At 47.2% G+C, this 20,079-nt stretch carries 16 protein-coding genes; 12 read left to right on the plus strand and 4 right to left on the minus strand.

The genetic code is table 11. The features are described from left to right. Nucleotides 1-249 precede the first annotated feature (249 nt). Nucleotides 250-1,569 carry a cell division protein ZapE gene (zapE, locus tag Q4Q50_RS08375; protein ID WP_311899028.1) on the plus strand — a complete coding sequence of 440 codons (1,320 nt, stop codon included), beginning with the start codon at nucleotides 250-252 and terminating at the stop codon, nucleotides 1,567-1,569. Between the two features lie 693 nt (nucleotides 1,570-2,262). Then, on the plus strand, nucleotides 2,263-3,888 hold the full coding sequence (locus Q4Q50_RS08380; RefSeq protein ID WP_311899029.1) for a methyl-accepting chemotaxis protein: 1,626 nt from the start codon (nucleotides 2,263-2,265) through the stop codon (nucleotides 3,886-3,888). Between the two features lie 183 nt (nucleotides 3,889-4,071). Here Q4Q50_RS08380 and Q4Q50_RS08385 read toward each other — a convergent pair whose 3' ends face one another. After that, on the minus strand, nucleotides 4,072-5,070 hold the full coding sequence (locus Q4Q50_RS08385; protein ID WP_311899030.1) for a LysR family transcriptional regulator: 999 nt from the start codon (nucleotides 5,068-5,070) through the stop codon (nucleotides 4,072-4,074). A 138-nt stretch (nucleotides 5,071-5,208) separates the two neighbouring features. On the opposite strand from Q4Q50_RS08385, the gene Q4Q50_RS08390 reads away from it, so the two are divergent. Beyond that, a complete protein-coding gene (locus Q4Q50_RS08390; RefSeq protein WP_107402568.1) occupies nucleotides 5,209-6,168 on the plus strand; it encodes a sodium-dependent bicarbonate transport family permease in 960 nt (319 codons plus the stop codon). Between the two features lie 119 nt (nucleotides 6,169-6,287). On the opposite strand, the gene Q4Q50_RS08395 is transcribed toward Q4Q50_RS08390, so the two are convergent. Continuing rightward, nucleotides 6,288-7,259 (minus strand): GGDEF domain-containing protein, encoded by a 972-nt coding sequence (locus Q4Q50_RS08395; RefSeq protein WP_012586901.1) that lies wholly within the window; start codon nucleotides 7,257-7,259, stop codon nucleotides 6,288-6,290. A gap of 117 nt (nucleotides 7,260-7,376) precedes the next feature. Beyond that, nucleotides 7,377-10,232, minus strand: coding sequence for a bifunctional [glutamate--ammonia ligase]-adenylyl-L-tyrosine phosphorylase/[glutamate--ammonia-ligase] adenylyltransferase (glnE, locus tag Q4Q50_RS08400; RefSeq protein WP_311899031.1), 2,856 nt, complete (start codon nucleotides 10,230-10,232; stop codon nucleotides 7,377-7,379). A gap of 238 nt (nucleotides 10,233-10,470) precedes the next feature. On the opposite strand from glnE, the gene Q4Q50_RS08405 reads away from it, so the two are divergent. The 8 genes from Q4Q50_RS08405 to Q4Q50_RS08440 all read left to right on the plus strand — a co-directional run bounded on the left by Q4Q50_RS08405 (nucleotide 10,471) and on the right by Q4Q50_RS08440 (nucleotide 17,507). After that, entirely contained in the window at nucleotides 10,471-11,445 is a 975-nt protein-coding gene (locus Q4Q50_RS08405) for a hypothetical protein (protein WP_259512845.1), read from the plus strand. A gap of 13 nt (nucleotides 11,446-11,458) precedes the next feature. Next, nucleotides 11,459-12,358: a DUF350 domain-containing protein gene (locus Q4Q50_RS08410; protein WP_311899032.1), complete on the plus strand. Its 900-nt coding sequence runs from the start codon at nucleotides 11,459-11,461 to the stop codon at nucleotides 12,356-12,358. Nucleotides 12,359-12,362: 4 nt separating this feature from the next. Continuing rightward, nucleotides 12,363-14,087: a polyamine aminopropyltransferase gene (locus tag Q4Q50_RS08415; RefSeq protein ID WP_311899033.1), complete on the plus strand. Its 1,725-nt coding sequence runs from the start codon at nucleotides 12,363-12,365 to the stop codon at nucleotides 14,085-14,087. 78 nt (nucleotides 14,088-14,165) lie between these two features. Further along, nucleotides 14,166-14,579 (plus strand): YjfI family protein, encoded by a 414-nt coding sequence (locus Q4Q50_RS08420; protein ID WP_006082925.1) that lies wholly within the window; start codon nucleotides 14,166-14,168, stop codon nucleotides 14,577-14,579. An 11-nt stretch (nucleotides 14,580-14,590) separates the two neighbouring features. Beyond that, entirely contained in the window at nucleotides 14,591-15,280 is a 690-nt protein-coding gene (locus Q4Q50_RS08425; protein WP_006082926.1) for a PspA/IM30 family protein, read from the plus strand. A 162-nt stretch (nucleotides 15,281-15,442) separates the two neighbouring features. Continuing rightward, nucleotides 15,443-16,096 (plus strand): DUF4178 domain-containing protein, encoded by a 654-nt coding sequence (locus Q4Q50_RS08430; protein WP_006082927.1) that lies wholly within the window; start codon nucleotides 15,443-15,445, stop codon nucleotides 16,094-16,096. Nucleotides 16,097-16,197: 101 nt separating this feature from the next. Then, nucleotides 16,198-16,527 (plus strand): hypothetical protein, encoded by a 330-nt coding sequence (locus Q4Q50_RS08435; protein ID WP_006082928.1) that lies wholly within the window; start codon nucleotides 16,198-16,200, stop codon nucleotides 16,525-16,527. 155 nt (nucleotides 16,528-16,682) lie between these two features. Next, the gene (locus Q4Q50_RS08440) at nucleotides 16,683-17,507 is read left to right on the plus strand and encodes an ion transporter (RefSeq protein WP_311899034.1); all 825 of its coding nucleotides are present in this window, start codon (nucleotides 16,683-16,685) and stop codon (nucleotides 17,505-17,507) included. 145 nt (nucleotides 17,508-17,652) lie between these two features. Here the strand turns inward: Q4Q50_RS08440 and Q4Q50_RS08445 are convergent, their stop codons facing one another. Further along, nucleotides 17,653-19,149: a CYTH domain-containing protein gene (locus Q4Q50_RS08445; protein ID WP_311899045.1), complete on the minus strand. Its 1,497-nt coding sequence runs from the start codon at nucleotides 19,147-19,149 to the stop codon at nucleotides 17,653-17,655. Nucleotides 19,150-19,380: 231 nt separating this feature from the next. On the opposite strand from Q4Q50_RS08445, the gene Q4Q50_RS08450 reads away from it, so the two are divergent. After that, a complete protein-coding gene (locus Q4Q50_RS08450) occupies nucleotides 19,381-20,061 on the plus strand; it encodes a TIGR00153 family protein (protein ID WP_105251552.1) in 681 nt (226 codons plus the stop codon). The last annotated feature ends 18 nt before the right edge of the window (nucleotides 20,062-20,079 follow it).

Consider the following 20,079-nt stretch of genomic DNA (forward strand, 5'->3'; position numbering starts at 1 on the left):
AGATGTTAAGGTAAAAGTCCCCGAGAATAAAGCACTGGTTTCGTTTAGTATTTGACCTAAGCCTCAGAGCGGGATTTAAGTCACGCCAGCGACTATGTTACCCTGAGCATCTTGCAATATGGCTCCCGAGTACCTAAGTATGAGTAGCATGATGCCTCAAAAGGCGAGTACTGATATCGCACTTAATCAAAGCTAAAGCACACACTGACTGCAGCAAACACCTAAAACAACCGCCAACGAGACCCCGACATGGCTCATTCAAACTCCGCTAGCTCGCAATCGATAACGCCAATGATGACGCCACTGGAAGTGTATCGCGCCAAAGTGAGCGACAATCTAGTTGACGATCCGGCGCAGCAACAGGCGGTGTTGGCGCTCGATATGTTATTTAAACACTTGATGCCACAAGCCTATTCAGCACGCCTCTCCCATTCACAATCCATCAAAGGCTTGTATCTGTGGGGTGATGTCGGTCGGGGTAAAACCTTTCTGATGGATTTGTTTTTCGATTGTTTGCCAAGTGATGGCAAGTTAAGACTGCATTTCCACCGCTTTATGGCACGGATACACAATGCACTGCGTGAGCATTCGGGTAAACGCGATCCGCTAACCCTGATTGCTAAAAATCTCGCGAAAGAGTGCAAGGTGCTGTGTTTCGATGAGTTTTTTGTCTCGGACATTGGCGATGCCATGATACTCGCAGGGCTCTTTGAGTGCCTATTTGAACAAGGTGTGGTGCTAGTCGCGACCTCTAATATTCCTATTGAGCGCTTATATGAGAACGGCTTAGCTAGACACAGATTTTTACCTTGTATCCAATTGCTGCAAACGCACACGCAAATGCTGCATCTCGATGGCAACCAAGACCACAGGATGCACGCCATCAATGCTTTATTAAACAACGAGATTGGCATTGATAGCGCTGAAATGAGTACCTCGATTTCCCGCAATATCGGCATTAGCGGAACACTCGATTTTGAGCAGATTTTTGACAAGCTAGTGAATGGGTTAACGCCAAATACACTCAGTATGAGCGCTGTTGACATTAGCGATTCTGGTATTCGTGGGACTAGTATCTGCGGTAGCAGAATGAGCAATGCTAGCCTCACCATCTGCAACCGTGAAATCCCTGTGATCCGCGCAGCTTTAGAGCCCACAGACAACGCTGTTGCTTGGTTCGACTTTTATGCCCTGTGTGACGGCCCGAGATCCCAACTCGATTACATCGAAATCGCCAGTCGATTTAAGATCTTAATGGTGAGCGGTGTTCCCAAACTGGGCGGCGAAGTGAAAGGCTGGATCCGTGCCCGCGGCACGGAGGACGGCACAGGTGAAAACCAAGCCGCTGCCACGGGCGAGCGCAAACTCTCCTACGCCGCCAACGATGACCCAGCGCGACGTTTTATCAGCTTAATTGATGAGTTGTACGATCAAAATGTCAGTCTCTATCTCAGCTGCGACGTGCCACTTAGCGAACTCTACCAAGGTGGTGCACTCAGTTTTGAATTCCGCCGTACCTACAGCCGATTAATAGAAATGAGCCGGCATGAATTACCGCAAAACAATTGATTATTTATCGCTTCGCATAAATAAGAAAAGAGATAAGAAAAGAGACAAGAAATAAGCACCAATCGTTTACGTCTCATTTATCCATTTATTATCGAACAATCCTGATCACAAGAAATAAAAACGCTTAAAGGAACAGTCGATTACAAAGGTTTTATACAAAAAGAATACTAACGGTTTGAATACTCTCTTTAAATGCAGATATTAAACATAAAGCTAACGACCTAAATTGCTTTATTAGAGCCTGATTAAACCAGCAAAAATTCACTTTAACTATCTAAAATTAAAATAGTAATCACGTTCATACCTTTATTCAAACTGACCTGACTCTAATCGACAGTCGAAATAAAACCACAGACATCATCACACTCAATTGGGCAATACAGTTTGCTAACGCCAATATTTAAGGTACGGTACAACTTAGTTTAAGCCTTACTAATTTACAGCCAGTCGCTTTTAATCAGCTAAATTTACAATCCAAAACGAAAAAGTTAGAAAATATAATCTATAGTGTATTAAACCAAAAACTCACAGTTCCGACTCGGCGCGATAACAGTTAGTTTAACGTTAGCAAGCATGAGTTCAGCCATTTGGCTCAAGCTTCATGGCTCGACAGCAGTGATTAAAAAGTATTAGCTCAAAAGCAGTAAGAACGACCTTAGACGGAACTCATTTAAATACAGGGACGACTAGCTTATGTGGTTACGACAAATTAAGATTGGCTCACGACTCATTACTGCCTTTGGCTTACTCGGCCTAGTCTTGTTACTTCAGGGACTCATGTCGCTGCAAACTATGTCATCTATGCGCGCCTCCTCTGAAGAAATTGAAAAAAATACCCTACCTACACTCGTCACCCTTTCTAGCATCAATCTTAACGTGATGCGCGCTAGGGTATTTACATTTCGTCTGTTACTCGCCGACTCCGCTGCTGAGCGTGACAAAGGGCTCGAAACCTTAAGGCAAATTCGCGAGGACATTGAAACGGATCAAAAGGCCTACGAGCCTTTAATTAGTTTGCCTGGTGAGCAAGCCCTCTATCAGGATTTTAGTCATAATTTAGAGCTGTATTTACAGAATCAAGATCAAATGATCAGTAAGCTGCAGGCCAATGACACGACTGAAGCTAAACGGATCATGGATGAAGTGATGACGTTACAAGCTGATAAAATAACTAAAACGCTTATCGGCATTGGCGACTTAAATACCGAATATGCAAGCAAACAAGGCGAACTCACCGCACAAGCCTACGAAGAAAGTAAGCTACTCAACAGCGTAGTGATAATAGCCTCCTTGATTGCCGCATTTATCGTGGCCACATTATTAACCCGTAGCATTGTGCAGCCAATGAAAGAAGCGGTAGACATTTCAGTGACAGTCGCAAGCGGTGATTTAACACAGAAAATTAGTGCCGATGGCGAAGATGAAACCAGTCAACTGATGCAAGCACTAGCAAAAATGCAGCAGAACCTGCGCGATACCCTATCCCACATCGCAAACTCCTCTAACCAGCTCGCCTCCGCCGCCGAAGAACTCAATTCAGTAACTGAAGATGCGTCCCGCGGCATACAGCAACAAAATGATGAAATACAACAGGCTGCAACCGCAATTACCGAGATGAGTTCGGCGGTGGATGAAGTCGCTAATACCGCAGTCCTCGCTTCAGAGGCCTCAGAAGAAACCGCCCGCAATACTGAATTAGGTAAAAAACAGGTAGATCAAACCGTCGCCGCCATTATCGATATGAATCAGGATGTGACGCAAAGTTCGCAAATTGTCCAAACCTTAGCCATGCAAGCTGTCGATATTGGTAAAGTTTTAGATGTGATCCGCGCAATTGCCGAGCAAACGAATTTACTGGCCCTCAACGCAGCCATTGAAGCGGCACGAGCGGGCGATACTGGCCGTGGTTTTGCGGTGGTTGCCGATGAAGTGCGCGCGCTAGCCCACCGCACTCAGTCTTCGACCCGTGAAATTGAATACATGATCAACAAGATCCAGCATGGCACCGAAACCGCTGTGCTATCGATGCAGCACAGTGGTCAAAAAGCGGAGCAAGCACTCGCTGTTGCAAGGCTCGCTGGGGATGCATTGAACACGATCAACACTCAAATCAGTACGATGAACAACAGCAATATGGTCATCGCAAGCGCAGCCGAAGAACAAGCGAAAGTCGCCCGTGAAGTCGATAAAAACATTGTAAACATTAGCGATCTCGCCAGCCAAAGTGCCGCGGGAGCCCAGCAAACCAGTGCATCGGCACATGAACTATCAAGGTTAGCGGTTGAACTGAACAACTTGCTGACGCGCTTTAAGGTATAAAGTCACCAGGTAAAGTCGTCTCGATTTAAGGCCAAAAGCCTCGCTTTTCGATTTGAGGTCAAATCTCGTTTTACAAGGGAACCAGAGGGTAACTGCACAAGGTGTGCTAAAAGACGTTACCCTCAATCTATAACCACATCTCTAACTTAATAAAATCATTCAGTATCAAAAACATGAACTCAGCTAAGACCGAGTTTGCGGCGCCTGATTAAAGTGCATAGCCAGTTCACTGATATCGGCGGCAACCCATTCGGGCTCGATACACTCGGCCAAATGCGCCGCCATAAAGTCCACCAGCTGCATGGCAGCATAGGGCAAGCGTCGATCTTTACGGCCAACCAGATACCAGTTACTTTCGAGCGGAAAACCCATCACTAGCAAAATAGCCGGTTTTTCGCGCCCTTCTTGCAGCGTGTGCGCCGAAATCACTGACAAGCCTAAGCCCGACGCGACGCTTAAGCGTATCGCCTCATTGCTCTCAATTTGCATAGTGTCACTAAGCGTGATGCCTTGACCGCTGCACCAAGACTCAAACATCAAGCGGGTGGCAGAACCTGGCTCGCGCACGATAAAACGCTCATTTTTGAGATCGTTAAAATTCACTTGCTCACGGCCCACCGCCCAATGATCTTTTGGCGCAATCAATTGCAGCGGATTTTTAATGATCCGCGCAGATAAGACGTTATCGCCACTAGGAGGATGACTAAACAGATATAAATCATCTTCTTGGCGCTCAAATCGGCCCAACACATGGGCACGGTTACCTATGTTTAAGGTCACTTTAACCTGCGGAAACTGCCGATAAAAAGCCCCTAAAATCCGTGGTAACACGTATTTGGCGGTAGTGACGATACCGATATTAATATGCCCGACGCTGCCACCTTTGGCCTGCTGCATAAAGGCATCGAAATCCTCAAAACGACTCAAGGTATCGCAGGCGGCGCGGTAGAGTTCATTGCCAATCAAGGTCGGTAACATACGGCCATCACGACTCTCGAGTAACGGCTCACCTAACACATCGGCCAGCTTTTTAAGCTGTAATGACACTGTGGGTTGGGTTAAATGCAAGGCCCTTGCCGCTGCGGAAATATTACCTAACCGCACCACTTGCACATACACCTGCAGTAACCGAAAACTCAAGTGCCGCAATTTAAGCTGAGTCGATGACGAACGCTTATCCATAGACAATTACCTATACCTAAGTGGCAAACAATTTATTTTTCAATATAACCAATTAGGTCCAAAATCACCAGCCATCAGGATCACCCGACAATTAAGCCTGTTTTGTACGGCTTAAAAATCAAACTTAATGAGATACTTATGCCCGATATTGTCATTGCCTTTTTCGCCTTAGGCTTGTTAGCTGGCCTAGTGAAGTCAGATCTTAAAGTCCCCCCCGCGATCTACGAAACCCTATCCATACTGTTAATGCTCACTTTGGGCTTAAAGGGCGGAATGGCGCTCCACGGTCACACCCAAAACTTAGTGATCACTGAGCTGTTAGCGGTTATTGCTTTAGGCTTTATTATCCCCTTGGCCTTATACCCAGTATTAACTCGGCTGGTTCGCATTGGTCACACTGATGCTATTAGCATTGCCGCCCATTACGGCTCCGTTAGCGCGGGAACCTTTGCGGTAGTGATGGCTATGGTGGAAAAATCAGGGCTGATCTTAAGGCCCGAAACCACCCTGTATCTCGTGCTGCTAGAACTGCCGGCGATCGTCGTGATGCTCTGGCTACATAGATACTTAAGCGCCAAAAAAGCAATTGAAACATCACCCAAGAATGAAACTCAATCGAGCGTATTGCACGAAGCGTTAACCAGCCGCGGCGTTGTCTTACTCGTGGGTGGCGTAGTGATAGGTTGGCTTTACGGCCCAACGGGGCTTGCGCCGCTCACACCTGTGCTACTAGGCGGATTCAAAACTTTACTGGCATTATTTTTACTAGAAATGGGCTTAGTGACGGCCAAAGTGTGTTTGCCGCTACCACTAAAACAATGGCGCTTATTGGTGTTCGCCGCCGTAACGCCCTTTGTATTGGCTTGGTGCGGTATCGCCGTAGGATTATGGTTGGACTTACCTTCTGGCAGCATTTTAGTGCTAGCAGCATTAAGTGCCAGTGCATCTTATATCGCAGCGCCTGCGGCCATTCGAGCCGCAATACCCGAAGCTAATATTGGACTGGCTATGCTGGCCTCACTCGGCATTACGTTTCCGGTTAATGTGTTAATTGGCTTACCTTTATATCAACACTGGGTCATGCTCATTACAGCTTAATGGTGTAGTTTAGTACTTGTTCGCCGAATAAAAATCAATAAAAAGGGAGACATTATTGTCTCCCTTTTCATCTTGCTTAAGCACACATCATTTAAGGCGCATCATTTAGTGCACATCATTTAAGGCGCATCACTGTGGTGCGCGGCCTTATCCTGATACATGGCTTTATCGGCGGAATCTAACAGATCCTCTAAGCTCACATCAGAATCTGGCGTCCAATGGGCGATACCAATACTGGTCGCTAAGCTATGTTGCTTAGGATGCTGTTGATTATATTGCTCAAGTAATTGCTTAAAACGCTCAATCACGCGATCGACTGTATCTCTATGCACAAAACTTAATAGCACCACAAACTCATCACCGCCAAGCCTTGCAATCACATCCGACTCCCTAAAAGCGGTCATCAAGATATGGGCAAAATCGTATAACACTTGGTCGCCCTTGAGGTGACCAAAGTTGTCATTCACTTCCTTAAAGAAATCGAGATCGAAGAAGAGTAAGGCCGCCTCAGATTCGGTACGTCGACAACTCGCCAGCGCCTGATGGGCCAGTAACTCAAATCCACGCCGATTCGAAATCGTAGTCAAAGGATCTAAGGTGTTTTGCGCGATAGAGAGTAATTCCGCCTCCACCATTTCGCCTAAATCCGTCAAGGTTTCAATATCTTCAGCCGTAAACTCCCGCGGTTCAGTGCCGATTAAACACAAGGTCCCTACTCGATATTGCCTGTGAATGGTTAAGGGATAGCCAGCGTAGAAGCGAATATGCGGCTGCTCGGTCACCAGAGGATTGTCACTAAAGCGCGGATCTTTGAGGGCGTCGTTTACGATAAAAATATCGTCTTGATTGATCGCATGGCCACAAAATGAAATTTCCCTTGGTGTTTCAGTCACCTCCAATCCTTGGCGAGATTTAAACCACTGCCGCTCGGCATCCACTAAGGTCACAACACAAATCGGCAAAGAGAAAATTCTGCGCGTGAGCCGAGTAATACGATCGAAACGTTCCTCGGCATCGGTGTCGAGCACATTGAGTGCGCGTAACGTGGCCAAACGTTGCAGCTCGTTTTCAGGGATAGTAGGTAATTGCATGGTGCTCTCTGCTAACTGCTCTCATTAAACTCTAGCCTAAATTGTGCATTCTTGCGGTGTTAAGGCTGATATTCGTTTCAGCCTTACTCCCTTTAAATGACTGTATAAATGACTGTACTATTCAAGCACAGCACGGTAGATATTGAGCACTCGCTCGGCATGTTCCTCAACCTCTAACACAGGTAACTGCCCCGCCTTTTGTTGCAGAGTCAGTCGATGATTTTCATCCCTGAGTAAGCAATAGGTTTGGGTTAAATGCTGGGCACTCATCATAGGTAAGAGTTCAAGCTCAGCCAACACCCCAAAAATCCGCACATTGTCAGACCAAATCGTCAGCTCAGGATACTCATGGGCATTAGCCAGCACTAAGTACTGGGCGATAAACTCGATATCTGCAATACCGCCGGGACTCTGTTTTAGATCAAACATGCCATCGCTGGCTTTGAGCAAGTGATCACGCATCTTCTGACGCATCTCACGTACTGCTTTTTGCAGCTCAGTTTTATCCCGTGGTTTTTCCAATACCGAGGCGCGAATTCGGCTAAATTTGACCGCTAAGCTATTGTCGCCGAAAACAAAACGCGAGCGCACTAAGGCTTGATGTTCCCACGTCCACGCCTCGTTAGCTTGGTATTCGCTAAAGCGTTCTATCTCACTAACCATCAAACCCGAGGCGCCAGAAGGACGCAAACGCATATCCACTTCATACAACTCACCCGAAGTGGTACGAGTAGAGAACAAATGCAGAATACGCTGGGCAAGTTTGAGGTAGAAATGGCCAACTTCAATCGGCCGTTCACCATTGGTCTGGCTGTTATCTGCTTTGTTTTCACACAGGAAAACTAAATCGAGATCAGAGCCGTAACCTAATTCGATTCCACCGAGCTTGCCATAACCAACAACGGCAAAACCTGTGTCATTGCCCTCAAGGAGAGCGGGCACGCCGTGACGCACGGAAACCTGTTGCCACGCCTGCATCACCACTTGTTCTATAATGGCTTCGGCTAAAAAGGTTAAGTGATCGCTCACTTGCATCACAGGTAAAACCCCAGTGACATCGGCGGCGGCGATTTTAAGTTGTTGTGACAGCTTAAATTGTCGCAGCGCTTCCATCTGCTGCTCCATATCATCCTCGGGCACACGCAACATGTATTGGCGCAGCTCGCTAGGATAATCATCGATGGAGGTTGTGTCATAAAGCTGCGATGGATCGATAAGCTCATCGAGCAACATGGGAAACTTAGCCAACTGCGCGGCAATCCAAGGGCTGGCGCAGCACAGGCTCACTAACTGTTGCCGTGCGCCAGGGTTTTCACATAAAAGCTCAAGGTAAGTGGTGCGAGTTAAAATCTGCTCCAGCACCTTAGACACGGGCTCAAAGGCAGCCGATGGACTCTGTTGATTAATCAACTCTTCCAATAATCTTGGCATTAATTTATCTAAGGTTTCCCGCCCGCGTGGACCAATGGAACGCTTAGTGACAGTCTCACGCCAGCTACTGAGCATAGGGCACAGCTTGTCATCGTCGATTTGCTGTTCGGCCAATAACGCGACGGCATCATCAATATCTTGCACATGCCACAGCTGCGTTGTCCAGTGTTCAGCCTTTTCTTCGCCTTCTTCACCGCCCACGGTGGCTTTAAAATGACGATGAATTTTGCTCATCGCCGCTTCGATGTGAGTGCGTAAATCGACCTCGTTGGCCATATCGAGCACATGACACAATCGCGCCCAATCGAGTGGATTATTCGGCAAGGTTTGGGTTTGTTTATCATCTATAGCTTGCAGTAAATTCTCCACTCGGCGCAGCAGTAAATAGCTGTGTTTAAGCTCATCGACCGCCAAATATTCAAATTGCCCTAAGCTGTAGAGCGTATCGATAGCGCCGAATAAACTCTGCTGACGCAGCGCAGGCTCGCGGCCGCCACGAATTAACTGGAAACTCTGCACCACGAACTCGACCTCACGAATACCGCCCGCGCCGAGTTTAATATTGTCGGTCAAATGACGGCGACGCACTTCTTGGGCGATGAGCTGCTTCATTTTTCGCAGGGATTCAATCGCTGAAAAGTCGATATAGCGGCGATACACAAAGGGTCTGAGCAGGCTGTGTAATTCATCGGAGAAATGGCTCCAAGGTCCGAGCGCACGCGCCTTGACCATGGCATAGCGTTCCCAATCTCGGCCCTGTTCTTGGTAATAATCCTCAAGGCCACTAAAACTCACCACCAGCGGCCCACTTTCTCCGTAGGGGCGCAAACGCATATCCACGCGGAACACAAAACCATCGACGGTAACTTGGTCTAGCAAGTTCACTAGCCTTTGTCCCATGCGGATAAAAAATTGTTGATTGTCTAAACTGCGACGACCACCGACGGTTTCACCATGCTCAGGGAAAGTGAAAATCAAGTCGATATCAGAGGAGAAATTGAGCTCGCGGCCGCCTAACTTGCCCATGCCTAAAATCAGCAATGGCTGTGCATTGCCTTCTTTGTCCATCGGCGTGCCGTATTGGGCGCACATATCTTTATAGAGCCAATCGCGGGCGCAAATCACTAACGCTTCGGCAAGCGCCGACAGATCGAGCAGGGATGCTTCTAAACTGGCGTAGTCTAAAAAGTCACGCCAGGCTAAGCGCACCATTTGGTAGTTACGAAACCGTCGCAGGCTGGCTTTCGCCATCTCTTCAGTTGTGGCGCTACTCAGCACTTCGTGTAACTCAAGATCAAAGTTTTTACGCTCAATCAGGCTTAACTCGCCGGCAAACAGCCTGTTAATCCACTCGGGATGTCGGCATAACTGGGCCGCCACGTAATCACTGAGCCCTAGAACCGTTTTGAGTTCTTGCTGCTGGACAGGTGTTAATTGCACGAGTCCTTCGGACCATACTTCCTCTAACCGCAGCCAGTTATGCTCAGCGGTTTGATTAACGAGAATAGACAATGACTTATTACTGTCTTTTTGCATGGTCATAATAATCCCTAACAAATTTAGCTATCGACATATTATGTCGTAAATGATATAGATTGACGCCACATCATGTTATGTTCGACGAGACTTGCAGCTACCTGATGTAGCACACAAATAAAGGTATCCCCTTTTATCTGTGGCATTTAAGGGTACTATAACCTGCGCAGCAGGCATATTGGGCAAGCAGATTATTATTGCCTGCAAGTATTTGAGATTTATTTCATTACCATTTGGAGAAAACATGGCAGGAATGCTAACCCGTGTTCTCACATCGATCCTCTTTTTAGCCGTTATGCTGTCGCTGACGGGTTGTGGCGATGAGAGACCGGATAAAATCGCGAAGTATCAACAACTCACGCAGCAACGCCTCGCAACGCTCACTACGATGATCGATGACGGGCAGTTGCGTAACGCTAACCTCTTAAAACAATACACCACACTGTTAAAGCAGCAGAAACCTGATTTAGCCCCATTACTTGATGAATTAGCAAAGGATTCTGGCACCCAAGGTCCCATGTATACCTCGCTGAAACGTCGATTAGATGAGTCGAAAGTGGCGAGTAACTTTGCCGATCTCGATCAACAGCTGGCCGAAGCGGAAAATCTTTATCAAGCCGCAGATCCCAGCCTGTTTAACGATATGTTGTCAGACCCTGTCAACGTGGTCGCCGATATGTCCGACGGCAAACTGGCCCGCGTGAATGCGATTAGCCGTGAGGCCGCAACATTAGCCAATGGCGGCGAAGATTTTGGTCCAGGCAGTCAGCTAGTTGGTAATCCGTCTTACGGTAACTGGCAAACCGACTCGAGCGGCACGTCGTTTTGGGCTTGGTATGGCATGTATTCGATGTTTTCGAATGTCTTCAATCGCCCTATTTCCTACGATCGTTGGTCGGGTAACCGAGGTTATAGCTATTACAATGACGTAGGTCGTTATCGCTATACCTCACCCAAACAAGCGGATGCGCAAAATAAGACCTTCGAACAAACGAAAAAACGTTTCGATTCCCAAGGTAAGCGCTTCGACAGCCCTTATGCCAAACCGCGTACCGGTGGCACGGCGTTATCCCGTGAAAGCACCAGCACGCCCAAGGCCAGCAACACCACGAGCGCAAGCAAGAGTTCGAGTAGTAAGTTCCGCTCTAACTATGCTAAAGACAGCAGTTTCCGTAATTCCAGTAATCGCACGACCCGCAGTGTGCGCCGGGGCAAGTAACTAAGGATTTCCAATGACACTATTTCAGGATTTCGGTATCACACCAGAGCTAGCCATCATTCTGGCTATCGATCTCACCATAGCCGTGATTTTGCTAACGCTGATGCGTTATTTGCAAGGTTGGAGCGTTAAAGTTAACAGCAGTAAGGAACTGGCGGAGCGTGATAACTTTGCCTTCGGTATCAGTACCGCGGGCGCCGTTGCCGCACTAGGTATAGTGCTAACGGGCGCTATCACTGGTGCTGCTGCGCATTCTTATCTGAATGAAGCCATTGGCATGAGCGCCTACGGTTTATTCGGCTTAGTGCTGATAAAATTGGGTCGTTTCCTCCACGATAAGATTGCGTTAAACGAGTTCGATAAGAACGAGCAAATCATCAAAGGTAATGTGTCTGTCGCGATTGTCGATGCCAGTGCTGCCATCGCCACAGCGATTATCATCCGCGCCGTGTTGTTATGGGCAGAAGACTTAACCCTAGATACCTTTATCGCTATCTTCAGCGCCTTTGCGATTTCGCAGTTGATGTTAGTGCTACTGACGCGCTGGCGTGAAAACCGTTTTGCGAGCCGCAATCAAGACTCGTCAATGCAGCAAGCCTTAGTACAAGGTCATACGGCATTAGCACTGCGTCATGCGGGTTATATGATAGCAATGGCGCTGAGCTTTAACGCTGCCAGCCACTTTATTATATTTAATCCAACGGCTTATGTGACTAACGTGATCGGTTGGTTAGTGTTCTCAGTCATCATGCTGATCGCGCTTTCCTTACTGCTGTTTGTCGTGAAGAAACTGGTATTAGCCCGTATCGATTTAGCCAATGAAGTGGAAAGACAACACAATATCGGCATCGCCGCCGTTGAAATGGCGATCAGTATCGCTATCGCACTTATCCTCACGGCACTGATGGCCTAATAGAATGCAAGAAACCAGCTTAACCCCCTCGGCGGCTAAACCTAGCCGCCTAGGTTGGTTCGACGATGTCCTCTTATTGGGCATTATGGCCGTATTAGCAGGCTGCGGCCTGATTTACGAATATCTTTTATCCCACTATGCAGGGCGCATTTTAGGCGCATTAGAAGCCGCCATCTACACCATGATTGGCTTGATGATAGTCTCCATGGGGCTAGGTGCCTTCGCCGCACGTAAGATCCGTGATGCCTTTACCGGTTTTGTGATCTTAGAACTCACAGTCGCACTCTGCGGCTCACTCGCCATTTTAATCACAGCGGCGGTGATTGGTTTCGGCCAACAACTGCCCTTGATGATTGCCAACACCTTAGGTTTACCACCAGATCAACTGCCCGAAGGCGGCATGATAGGCTCGCTACAAAAACTCAGCGAATACCTACCCTATGTGTGGGGCGTGTTGCTGGGCCTGATGATAGGTATGGAAATCCCACTGATCGCCAGAGTGCGCCAGTCTCTTTCTGACGAGCATTTGCTGCACAATGCGGGGACCATTTACGGCGCCGATTACATAGGTGCAGGCATAGGTGCCGCCATTTGGGTGGGCTTTATGCTTGCCATTGATATCCAACTTGCCGCCGCCTTAACTGCCAGCTTTAACCTGTTGGCGGGTTTTGTGTTTATCTGGCGCTTCTGGCCTAAAATCCGCCGCCCTAAACTGCTTTTGACTGGGCACTTTATCGTGACAGGCATTTTACTCGTGTTAGCCATCCACGGCCCACGCTGGGAACAAGAATTTAATAATTTGCTCTATAAAGACAAGGTGGTTTACGCCAAGGCGACACGCTTCCAACAGTTGACCTTCACCGAGCGACTGCGCGGTAACGGTCTGCCGCCCGTTTATGCGTTATACATCAATGGTCGCTTACAGTTTTCTAGCATAGACGAACACATCTACCATGCGTTTCTCGTGCATCCCACACTCGCAGCCAGTGCCCGTCATCACAAGGTGTTGATCATTGGCGGCGGCGATGGACTCGGTCTTAAGCAAGTGTTGCGCTGGGAGCCTGAGCAAGTGACGCTGCTCGATCTCGATGTCGGCCTAGTGCAATTATTTAAGTCGCCCGATACGGATATGCCCGAGCGTTTGAGCCGCGCTATGTTGACGCTCAACGGCAATGCGCTAAACGATCCCCGTGTCACTGTGATCAACGACGATGCATTTAATGGCGTCGATAAGCTGATTGCCACAGGCGTGAAATACGATGCGATTATCGTGGACTTGCCCGATCCGAGCCATCCCGATCTTAATAAGCTGTATTCGGATTATTTCTACCGTAAATTAAAGGAACTTATGAGTAGTGATGGTGCTCTGACTGTACAGTCAACATCGCCTTACCATGCCCCTAAGGCCTTTATTTCGGTAGCAAAAACCTTGGCATTGGCAGGATTTGACGTCAAACAGTACCACCATAATGTGCCTAGTTTTGGCGAATGGGGCTGGAGTATCGCCACCGCAAGCGGACTTGATGCACAACACAGATTAGCTAAGTTAATTGAGCTGCCCATCAAAGATGACTGGCTCACCTTAGGTTTAGTGGATGGCGCGTTTGAGTTTCCTGCAAATTTTTATCAAGATGCCGCCAAAATAAAACCCAATGAATTGGGTTCGTTGCAGCTGTATCACTACCATTTACAAGACTGGTCCGAGAATCAGGGACTCAATCTTTTTTAATAGGATGAGATAGTGCTTGACATATTATGTCTCAGTGCTATCTTTGAACACAGACATAATATGTCAATAAGGACAAATATGAATATCCATACCATTGCCAATCACCTCAACAGTCTTGGCAACACCAGCCAAACTGGCTTTCAATTTGATTGTTATCCAATCGATGGTGAAGTCGAAGTGTTGCAAGTGAATGTGGTTGGCCGTGAAGAAATCCCGGTATTTGTATCGGTGACGGACAACCAAGTGCTCTGCATCAGCTACCTGTGGGGCGAGAACGAAGTAAACCAAGATCGTCGCAGTGAAATGTTTGAAACCATGCTAGAGCTCAACATTCCAATGCCTTTGTCATCCTTTGCAAAAATTGATGACAAATACGTAGTTTACGGTGCGCTATCACTACAATCTAGCATGCTCGAAATCGAGCAAGAATTATCAGTTTTATCCGATAACTGTTTAGAAGTTATCGATGAAATGGTCGATTATCTGAAATAAGGAGCCACAAAATGGGCATTCTGAATAAAATTTTAACAGCGTTTCGTGGTGGTGCTACCGAAGTGGGTCAAGGCATCGTTGACGCAAACTCAACCCGTATTTTCGAACAGGAAATCCGTGACGCAGAAAAGCATTTAACCAATGCTAAACGTGAACTGACCGATGTCATGGCGAAAGAAATGCAAGCCAGCCGTGAAATCGACCGCCTGAAACGTTCGATTGCCGAACACGAAGGTTATGCGACTCAAGCGTTGGACAAAGGTAATGAAGCCTTAGCAATTGAAATTGCAGAGAAGATTGCCGAGTTAGATCAAGAGCTGTCTGAGCAACAAAGCGCCAACGATAGCTTTAGCGCCCATGCTGCACGTTTGAAAGACTTAGTGAAGAAAACCGAGCGCCAACTGTCTGATTATCAACGTCAGCTGAGCATGGTTAAAACCACTGAAAGCGTGCAAAAAGCCACGGCTACCATTACTGACTCGTTCGCGTCTAGCAACTCTAAGCTGCTGAACGCTAAAGATTCACTCGAGCGCATCAAGGCACGTCAGCAACAGTTTGACGATCGTCTGAAAGCGGCAGAAACCTTAGCCGATGAAAACAGTGACAAGTCACTGCAATCTAAGCTAGCCGAAGCCGGTATTGGTGAGCAAAAGTCGAATGCAAATGCTGTGCTAGACCGAATCAAAGCACGTAAAAGCTAAGCAATGATTGACCGAATGCCGAGTCTCAGTGGGATCATCACCCCCTACTGACCTCGGCATTTTTTTGTTTCATCCGCATAAAATAATTGACCACTATTGCCCGTTACGATCCGCAGCCAATCGATTTGAAGCCGCACGCGAGCATAGTCAGCAGGAGTCACTATGGGATTTTTCAATAGTATTTTTGGTAAGAAAGCAGCGCCACAGCGCGAGCTCAATCACCCATCCCAGCTCAATGTGGGCGACATGATCTCAATTGATGACAGCTTTGCCCTGCCGCCACAACTTCGTGGTCAACAATTGAGGGTCGAAGCCGTACATACCTACGAGTCTGAACGTAAACAGCAAACCGAATGGTTACTCAAAGGTCATGGCAGCGACACACTCTTTTTAAGTATCGAAGAAGACGACGAAACCTATCTCGCCTTTTCGATTAAGATTTCCCGCGCCCAAGTGGAACAGTTATTCGATCTTGAGCAGTTCAGCGCCCTGTTCGATGAACCGGGCCATGCCGAGTTAACCACTCAAATATTACCGGCCGACTTAGCGGAACAACTGGAACAATGGCTTGGAAAGCAATATCACCAAGTAACGTTTGCCGCTTTTGGCTATTTCCATCGTCAGGATTACCGCGGTCAAAAACCACCACAAGACGCCAATGGCGCCACGGGTGAGCCCTTCGAGTATTATTTACTGCTCGATGACGATGAAAGCTGCGCCGTCGAAGTGGAAGTCTACGAAGGTGGCGACACAGATGTTGTCTTAACCCTATATCGTCCACTGACGGATATTCGAGATTACTGGCCAGCGAAATAACCCAAAAATAAGATAAAGTGCGTGCTCGCACTTTATCGATAATCCCAATACAATCTCACAGATAAGCGCTAGAAACGGTTGATAGCAATAGGTAATACGCCATGAGTAAAACCAAACACCCTCTCCCCGAGCAATGGTTGAAGAACCAACAGGCCGCAAAAGCAACGCAAGTAGCCTTCGATCTCGATGAAAAATTTCAATACTCAATTCGTAAAGCCGCGTTAGATGCAGGCGTGAGCCCTTCGGATCAAATTCGCACTATTTTGGGCTTGAGCGTATCGAAGCGGCCATCGCGTCCGCGCCTTACTGTGTCACTCAATGCCGATGATTATGTGCAACTGGCAGAAAAATATGGGTTAAGCGCTGATTCGCAGCTAGAAATTAAACGCCGTGTACTCGACGATTTAGTTCACTTTGTGGATGAAACCTAACGCCGCGATCACTTCACGCGTCAGCCCTTTATGTAAATGGCTGGCGTGATTAATCGACAAATAGCCCTTTTATTGACTAAGACAATTTACTCATAGACTAAAGTCTTTTACTTTAGTTGAGATATTCGCTGCACTTAACAGGGATCATGTTTGGCATGACAGATAAAAACCCATGGTCACTTCGCACCCTTGGCACCCCTTCTCCATTCGAAATGGCGATGATGCTGTTATCCCTGCTGTCGGTGATCATAGTGCTCGTTATGACCTTCGGCCGCCTCGATAGCGAAACCTACCGTTTACTCTTTTTCGTCGATACCAGCATTTGTATGATTTTCATGATCAACTTCTTTATTGGGTTGGTCCGTGCTCGCGATAAGCGCTTTTTCATTCGGCACCATTGGATTGATTTTATTGCCAGTATTCCGGCAATTGAAGCCCTGCGCATGGCGCGGCTGTTTCAAATACTGCGGGTAATACGCTTGATCCGTATGAGTCGTTCACTGCTGCTTCCGCTGATCAAACAACGTAAACAAGCCACCTTAGCCAGTTTGCTCGTCGCTATGGTGACGATTCTGACCTTAGCCTCAGTGATCATTTTGATCGTCGAAAGCGGCACCGAAGGCGCCAATATCCAAACCGCAGAACAAGCGATTTGGTGGGCGTTAGTCACTATCTCGACTGTCGGCTACGGCGATTATTATCCGGTGACGACAGCTGGCCATATCATAGGCGGTATTGTGATTGTCAGCGGCGTGAGCTTTTTCGGGGTGATCTCAGGTTATATGGCATCGGTATTTGTCGCGCCCGATGAAACTGAGCGTCAGGAACGCCAAGAGGCCCATAAAGCCGAAATAAAGTCAGAGCTTGAATTAGCCTTAGCGAGAATGGAAGAAAACCAGCAGAAAATGGAACAGAACCAAGCGCAAATGCTCGCAAAAATTGCAGAGCTTAAACAGGTTATCGAAACCAGAAATAACTGATTTAGCGAAGAATTGGCTAACAATCTACAAAAGAAAGGGCTCAATCCATATTGGATTGAGCCCTTAGTATTTTTCAGTGCCGAGCTAGAATCAGTGCTGCGCCAGTCAATAGACTTAGGATCAGTTCAACGTTATAAACATAACCCTACCAATAGGCCTGTTGCTGCATCGCATTACGACGCGTCGACTCCATGGCAAATAATAAACTTTGCTGTTTGTCTTCCAGCCATTCATTTAAATCGATATCCAACTCTCGGCTCGCATCATGCACCGCGCGGTAGCAGGCTAAGGTTTTAATCCCAAGCACTAAATCTTGCCAAGGTGCGCGAAATGCATTCCGTGATTTCGCCTCATATAAACTGCCATAGGCGTGACCGACTAAAATGCTCTCATCAAGCACTGCTGCCACTTGCAAGTAATTTGCGGCAGTCATGACAGTATTGAGTGGCATTACCTCCACGATTGCCATCCAAGAGGCTTGCTGGGCAAGGTCGGCATGCTGGCGTAAGCTAGGCTGATTGCTGATATCCACTTCACCGGCACTGACCTTAAGCAAAATCTCGACAATCGCCAGCTGTAATTGACCATATTCAGTTTGCTGCCACAAGGAGAGTAAACGTTCTGTTAGATGTATTTCACTCAGCTGCGCCATGAGCCGCGCTTTAACTTGGGCATGTTGGCCAAGTTTTGCGAATAAGCCCCTTTGGCTCCCAAGCAAGGCGGTTAGCGTCTGTGCTTGCTCGATAAAATCGAGCTGTTTTTCAATCGACATGAATTGACTCGACAGTGTCACATTCAATAATCCGAACTGACTTAAGGTCATCCGCAGTAGACGAATACAGGCGCGCATCCGCCACCACAGTGCCACACAGGCTTCGGGTTTGCTTTCCTCTGCAATCATGCTTTCTAATAATTGCCAACGCTCAAGCGCGGTTTCAAGCAGGATTTGGCAGTTTGCACTTAAATCCTGTGAAGAAGAATCATGTGACTCTGTCAGTGGCAAAAATTCCAATGCGTTTAAATCGAGCGGCTTAGCTTTACCCGCTAATCGATAGCCGCGCTGTGCTTTACTGGCTTTACCTAACCGCACAGGCACCACGCTCGCCACTTGCATAGCCAGCTTAAGTAGTGCCTCAGTATCGCCACTGAGGAGTTCAAACTCGAGCTCACACAGCGCTTCTTGCTGACCATTGGCGGTGATTTCACCTATGTCTAACGCCACTTCGACCAAGCTATTATCAATTTGGACATGCCAAGCACGGCGATAAAAATCGGTGTGAAATATACAGGTCAACTGGGCTTGTGTGGCGGCTAAATCCGCATCGGCGGGCCAAATACTGGCTGGGAATAGACTTAAATCTGGGCTATCGGCTTGGATAGTCACATTATATTCGGGCCGCGAATGAATCCCGCCCACGACTTGCCCAGCGGTTTTTATGGTCTGCTCTCTATGTGCATCGTAACCGCGCACCCGCAAACCCATGTCCCACTGACGCAGTTGTAAGTCAGGTGTGTCGAAGTAACCATTCGCCAAACGACGTTTACCTTGGGGGACGGCATTATCGAGACTATCTAACTTATTTATCAGGGATTCTTGATATATCGACAGGAAAAACAGTTTTAATTCAATCTCAGCATTCATTGCGTTACCGCTCATTTTGTCATCAAACTTTCATTGATGCGTCATCTTTAGTTCATAATGTCACAAATTTGTCATAAAAATCCCGTAGGATTTGGTTTTGCAGTTGATATATAACCCGTTAGAATAAAGCTGTCGTTTTTTCTGAAAAAACACAGTTTCAATACGCGGACGCATAGGTTAACATGCGCCCGCTTTTTCCAATAATGGAACAATCTAAATAGGTAAACGGCAATGCCAGTAAACTCTATTTTGGGCGTGTTTGCAAAATCGCCAATTAAGCCTCTTCAAGAGCACATGGACAAAGTACACGATTGCGCATCGTTACTCGTCCCCTTTTTCGAAGCCACTATCACAGGTAACTGGGACAGTGCAGTTCAATTACGTAAGCAAATTAGTTTAGCCGAGAAGCAAGCAGATTCACTGAAGCGTGAAATCCGCCTGACTCTGCCAAGCGGTTTGTTTATGCCAGTAGAACGTACAGATTTATTGGAACTTTTAACTCAACAAGACAAGATTGCCAACAAAGCAAAAGATATTTCTGGTCGTGTTATCGGCCGTCAGCTGTTAATCCCTCAGGTCATGCAAGTCCCTTTTATTGCTTATCTACAACGCTGTATTGATGCGGTAGCACTAGCAAAACAAGTCATTAATGAACTCGAAGATCTGTTAGAAACAGGTTTCCGTGGTCGTGAAGTCGACTTAGTGGCAAAAATGATCAACGAACTCGATATCATCGAAGAAGATACTGACGATCTACAAATTCAGTTACGCCGTCAGTTATTCGCCATGGAATCTGAATTGAATCCTGTCGATGTGATGTTCCTATACAAAACGATTGAGTGGGTCGGTGGTCTTGCAGATCTCGCCGAACGCGTCGGTTCACGTCTTGAGCTTATGCTGGCTCGCGTTTAACAAATAAGGTTATCAAGG

The sequence above is a fragment of the Shewanella scandinavica genome (assembly GCF_031932065.1).
Lineage (GTDB): Bacteria > Pseudomonadota > Gammaproteobacteria > Enterobacterales > Shewanellaceae > Shewanella > Shewanella baltica.

What these genes read in the sequence shown, in the direction of transcription:
- Q4Q50_RS08385 (WP_311899030.1), bottom strand. Translation starts at nt 5,070, where the DNA reads ATGGATAAGCGTTCGTCATCGACTCAGCTTAAATTGCGGCACTTGAGT.
- glnE (WP_311899031.1), bottom strand. Translation starts at nt 10,232, where the DNA reads ATGACCATGCAAAAAGACAGTAATAAGTCATTGTCTATTCTCGTTAAT.
- Q4Q50_RS08395 (WP_012586901.1), bottom strand. Translation starts at nt 7,259, where the DNA reads ATGCAATTACCTACTATCCCTGAAAACGAGCTGCAACGTTTGGCCACG.
- Q4Q50_RS08420 (WP_006082925.1), top strand. Translation starts at nt 14,166, where the DNA reads ATGAATATCCATACCATTGCCAATCACCTCAACAGTCTTGGCAACACC.
- Q4Q50_RS08435 (WP_006082928.1), top strand. Translation starts at nt 16,198, where the DNA reads ATGAGTAAAACCAAACACCCTCTCCCCGAGCAATGGTTGAAGAACCAA.
- Q4Q50_RS08380 (WP_311899029.1), top strand. Translation starts at nt 2,263, where the DNA reads ATGTGGTTACGACAAATTAAGATTGGCTCACGACTCATTACTGCCTTT.
- zapE (WP_311899028.1), top strand. Translation starts at nt 250, where the DNA reads ATGGCTCATTCAAACTCCGCTAGCTCGCAATCGATAACGCCAATGATG.
- Q4Q50_RS08425 (WP_006082926.1), top strand. Translation starts at nt 14,591, where the DNA reads ATGGGCATTCTGAATAAAATTTTAACAGCGTTTCGTGGTGGTGCTACC.
- Q4Q50_RS08445 (WP_311899045.1), bottom strand. Translation starts at nt 19,149, where the DNA reads ATGAATGCTGAGATTGAATTAAAACTGTTTTTCCTGTCGATATATCAA.
- Q4Q50_RS08390 (WP_107402568.1), top strand. Translation starts at nt 5,209, where the DNA reads ATGCCCGATATTGTCATTGCCTTTTTCGCCTTAGGCTTGTTAGCTGGC.
- Q4Q50_RS08430 (WP_006082927.1), top strand. Translation starts at nt 15,443, where the DNA reads ATGGGATTTTTCAATAGTATTTTTGGTAAGAAAGCAGCGCCACAGCGC.
- Q4Q50_RS08440 (WP_311899034.1), top strand. Translation starts at nt 16,683, where the DNA reads ATGACAGATAAAAACCCATGGTCACTTCGCACCCTTGGCACCCCTTCT.
- Q4Q50_RS08450 (WP_105251552.1), top strand. Translation starts at nt 19,381, where the DNA reads ATGCCAGTAAACTCTATTTTGGGCGTGTTTGCAAAATCGCCAATTAAG.
- Q4Q50_RS08415 (WP_311899033.1), top strand. Translation starts at nt 12,363, where the DNA reads ATGCAAGAAACCAGCTTAACCCCCTCGGCGGCTAAACCTAGCCGCCTA.
- Q4Q50_RS08410 (WP_311899032.1), top strand. Translation starts at nt 11,459, where the DNA reads ATGACACTATTTCAGGATTTCGGTATCACACCAGAGCTAGCCATCATT.
- Q4Q50_RS08405 (WP_259512845.1), top strand. Translation starts at nt 10,471, where the DNA reads ATGGCAGGAATGCTAACCCGTGTTCTCACATCGATCCTCTTTTTAGCC.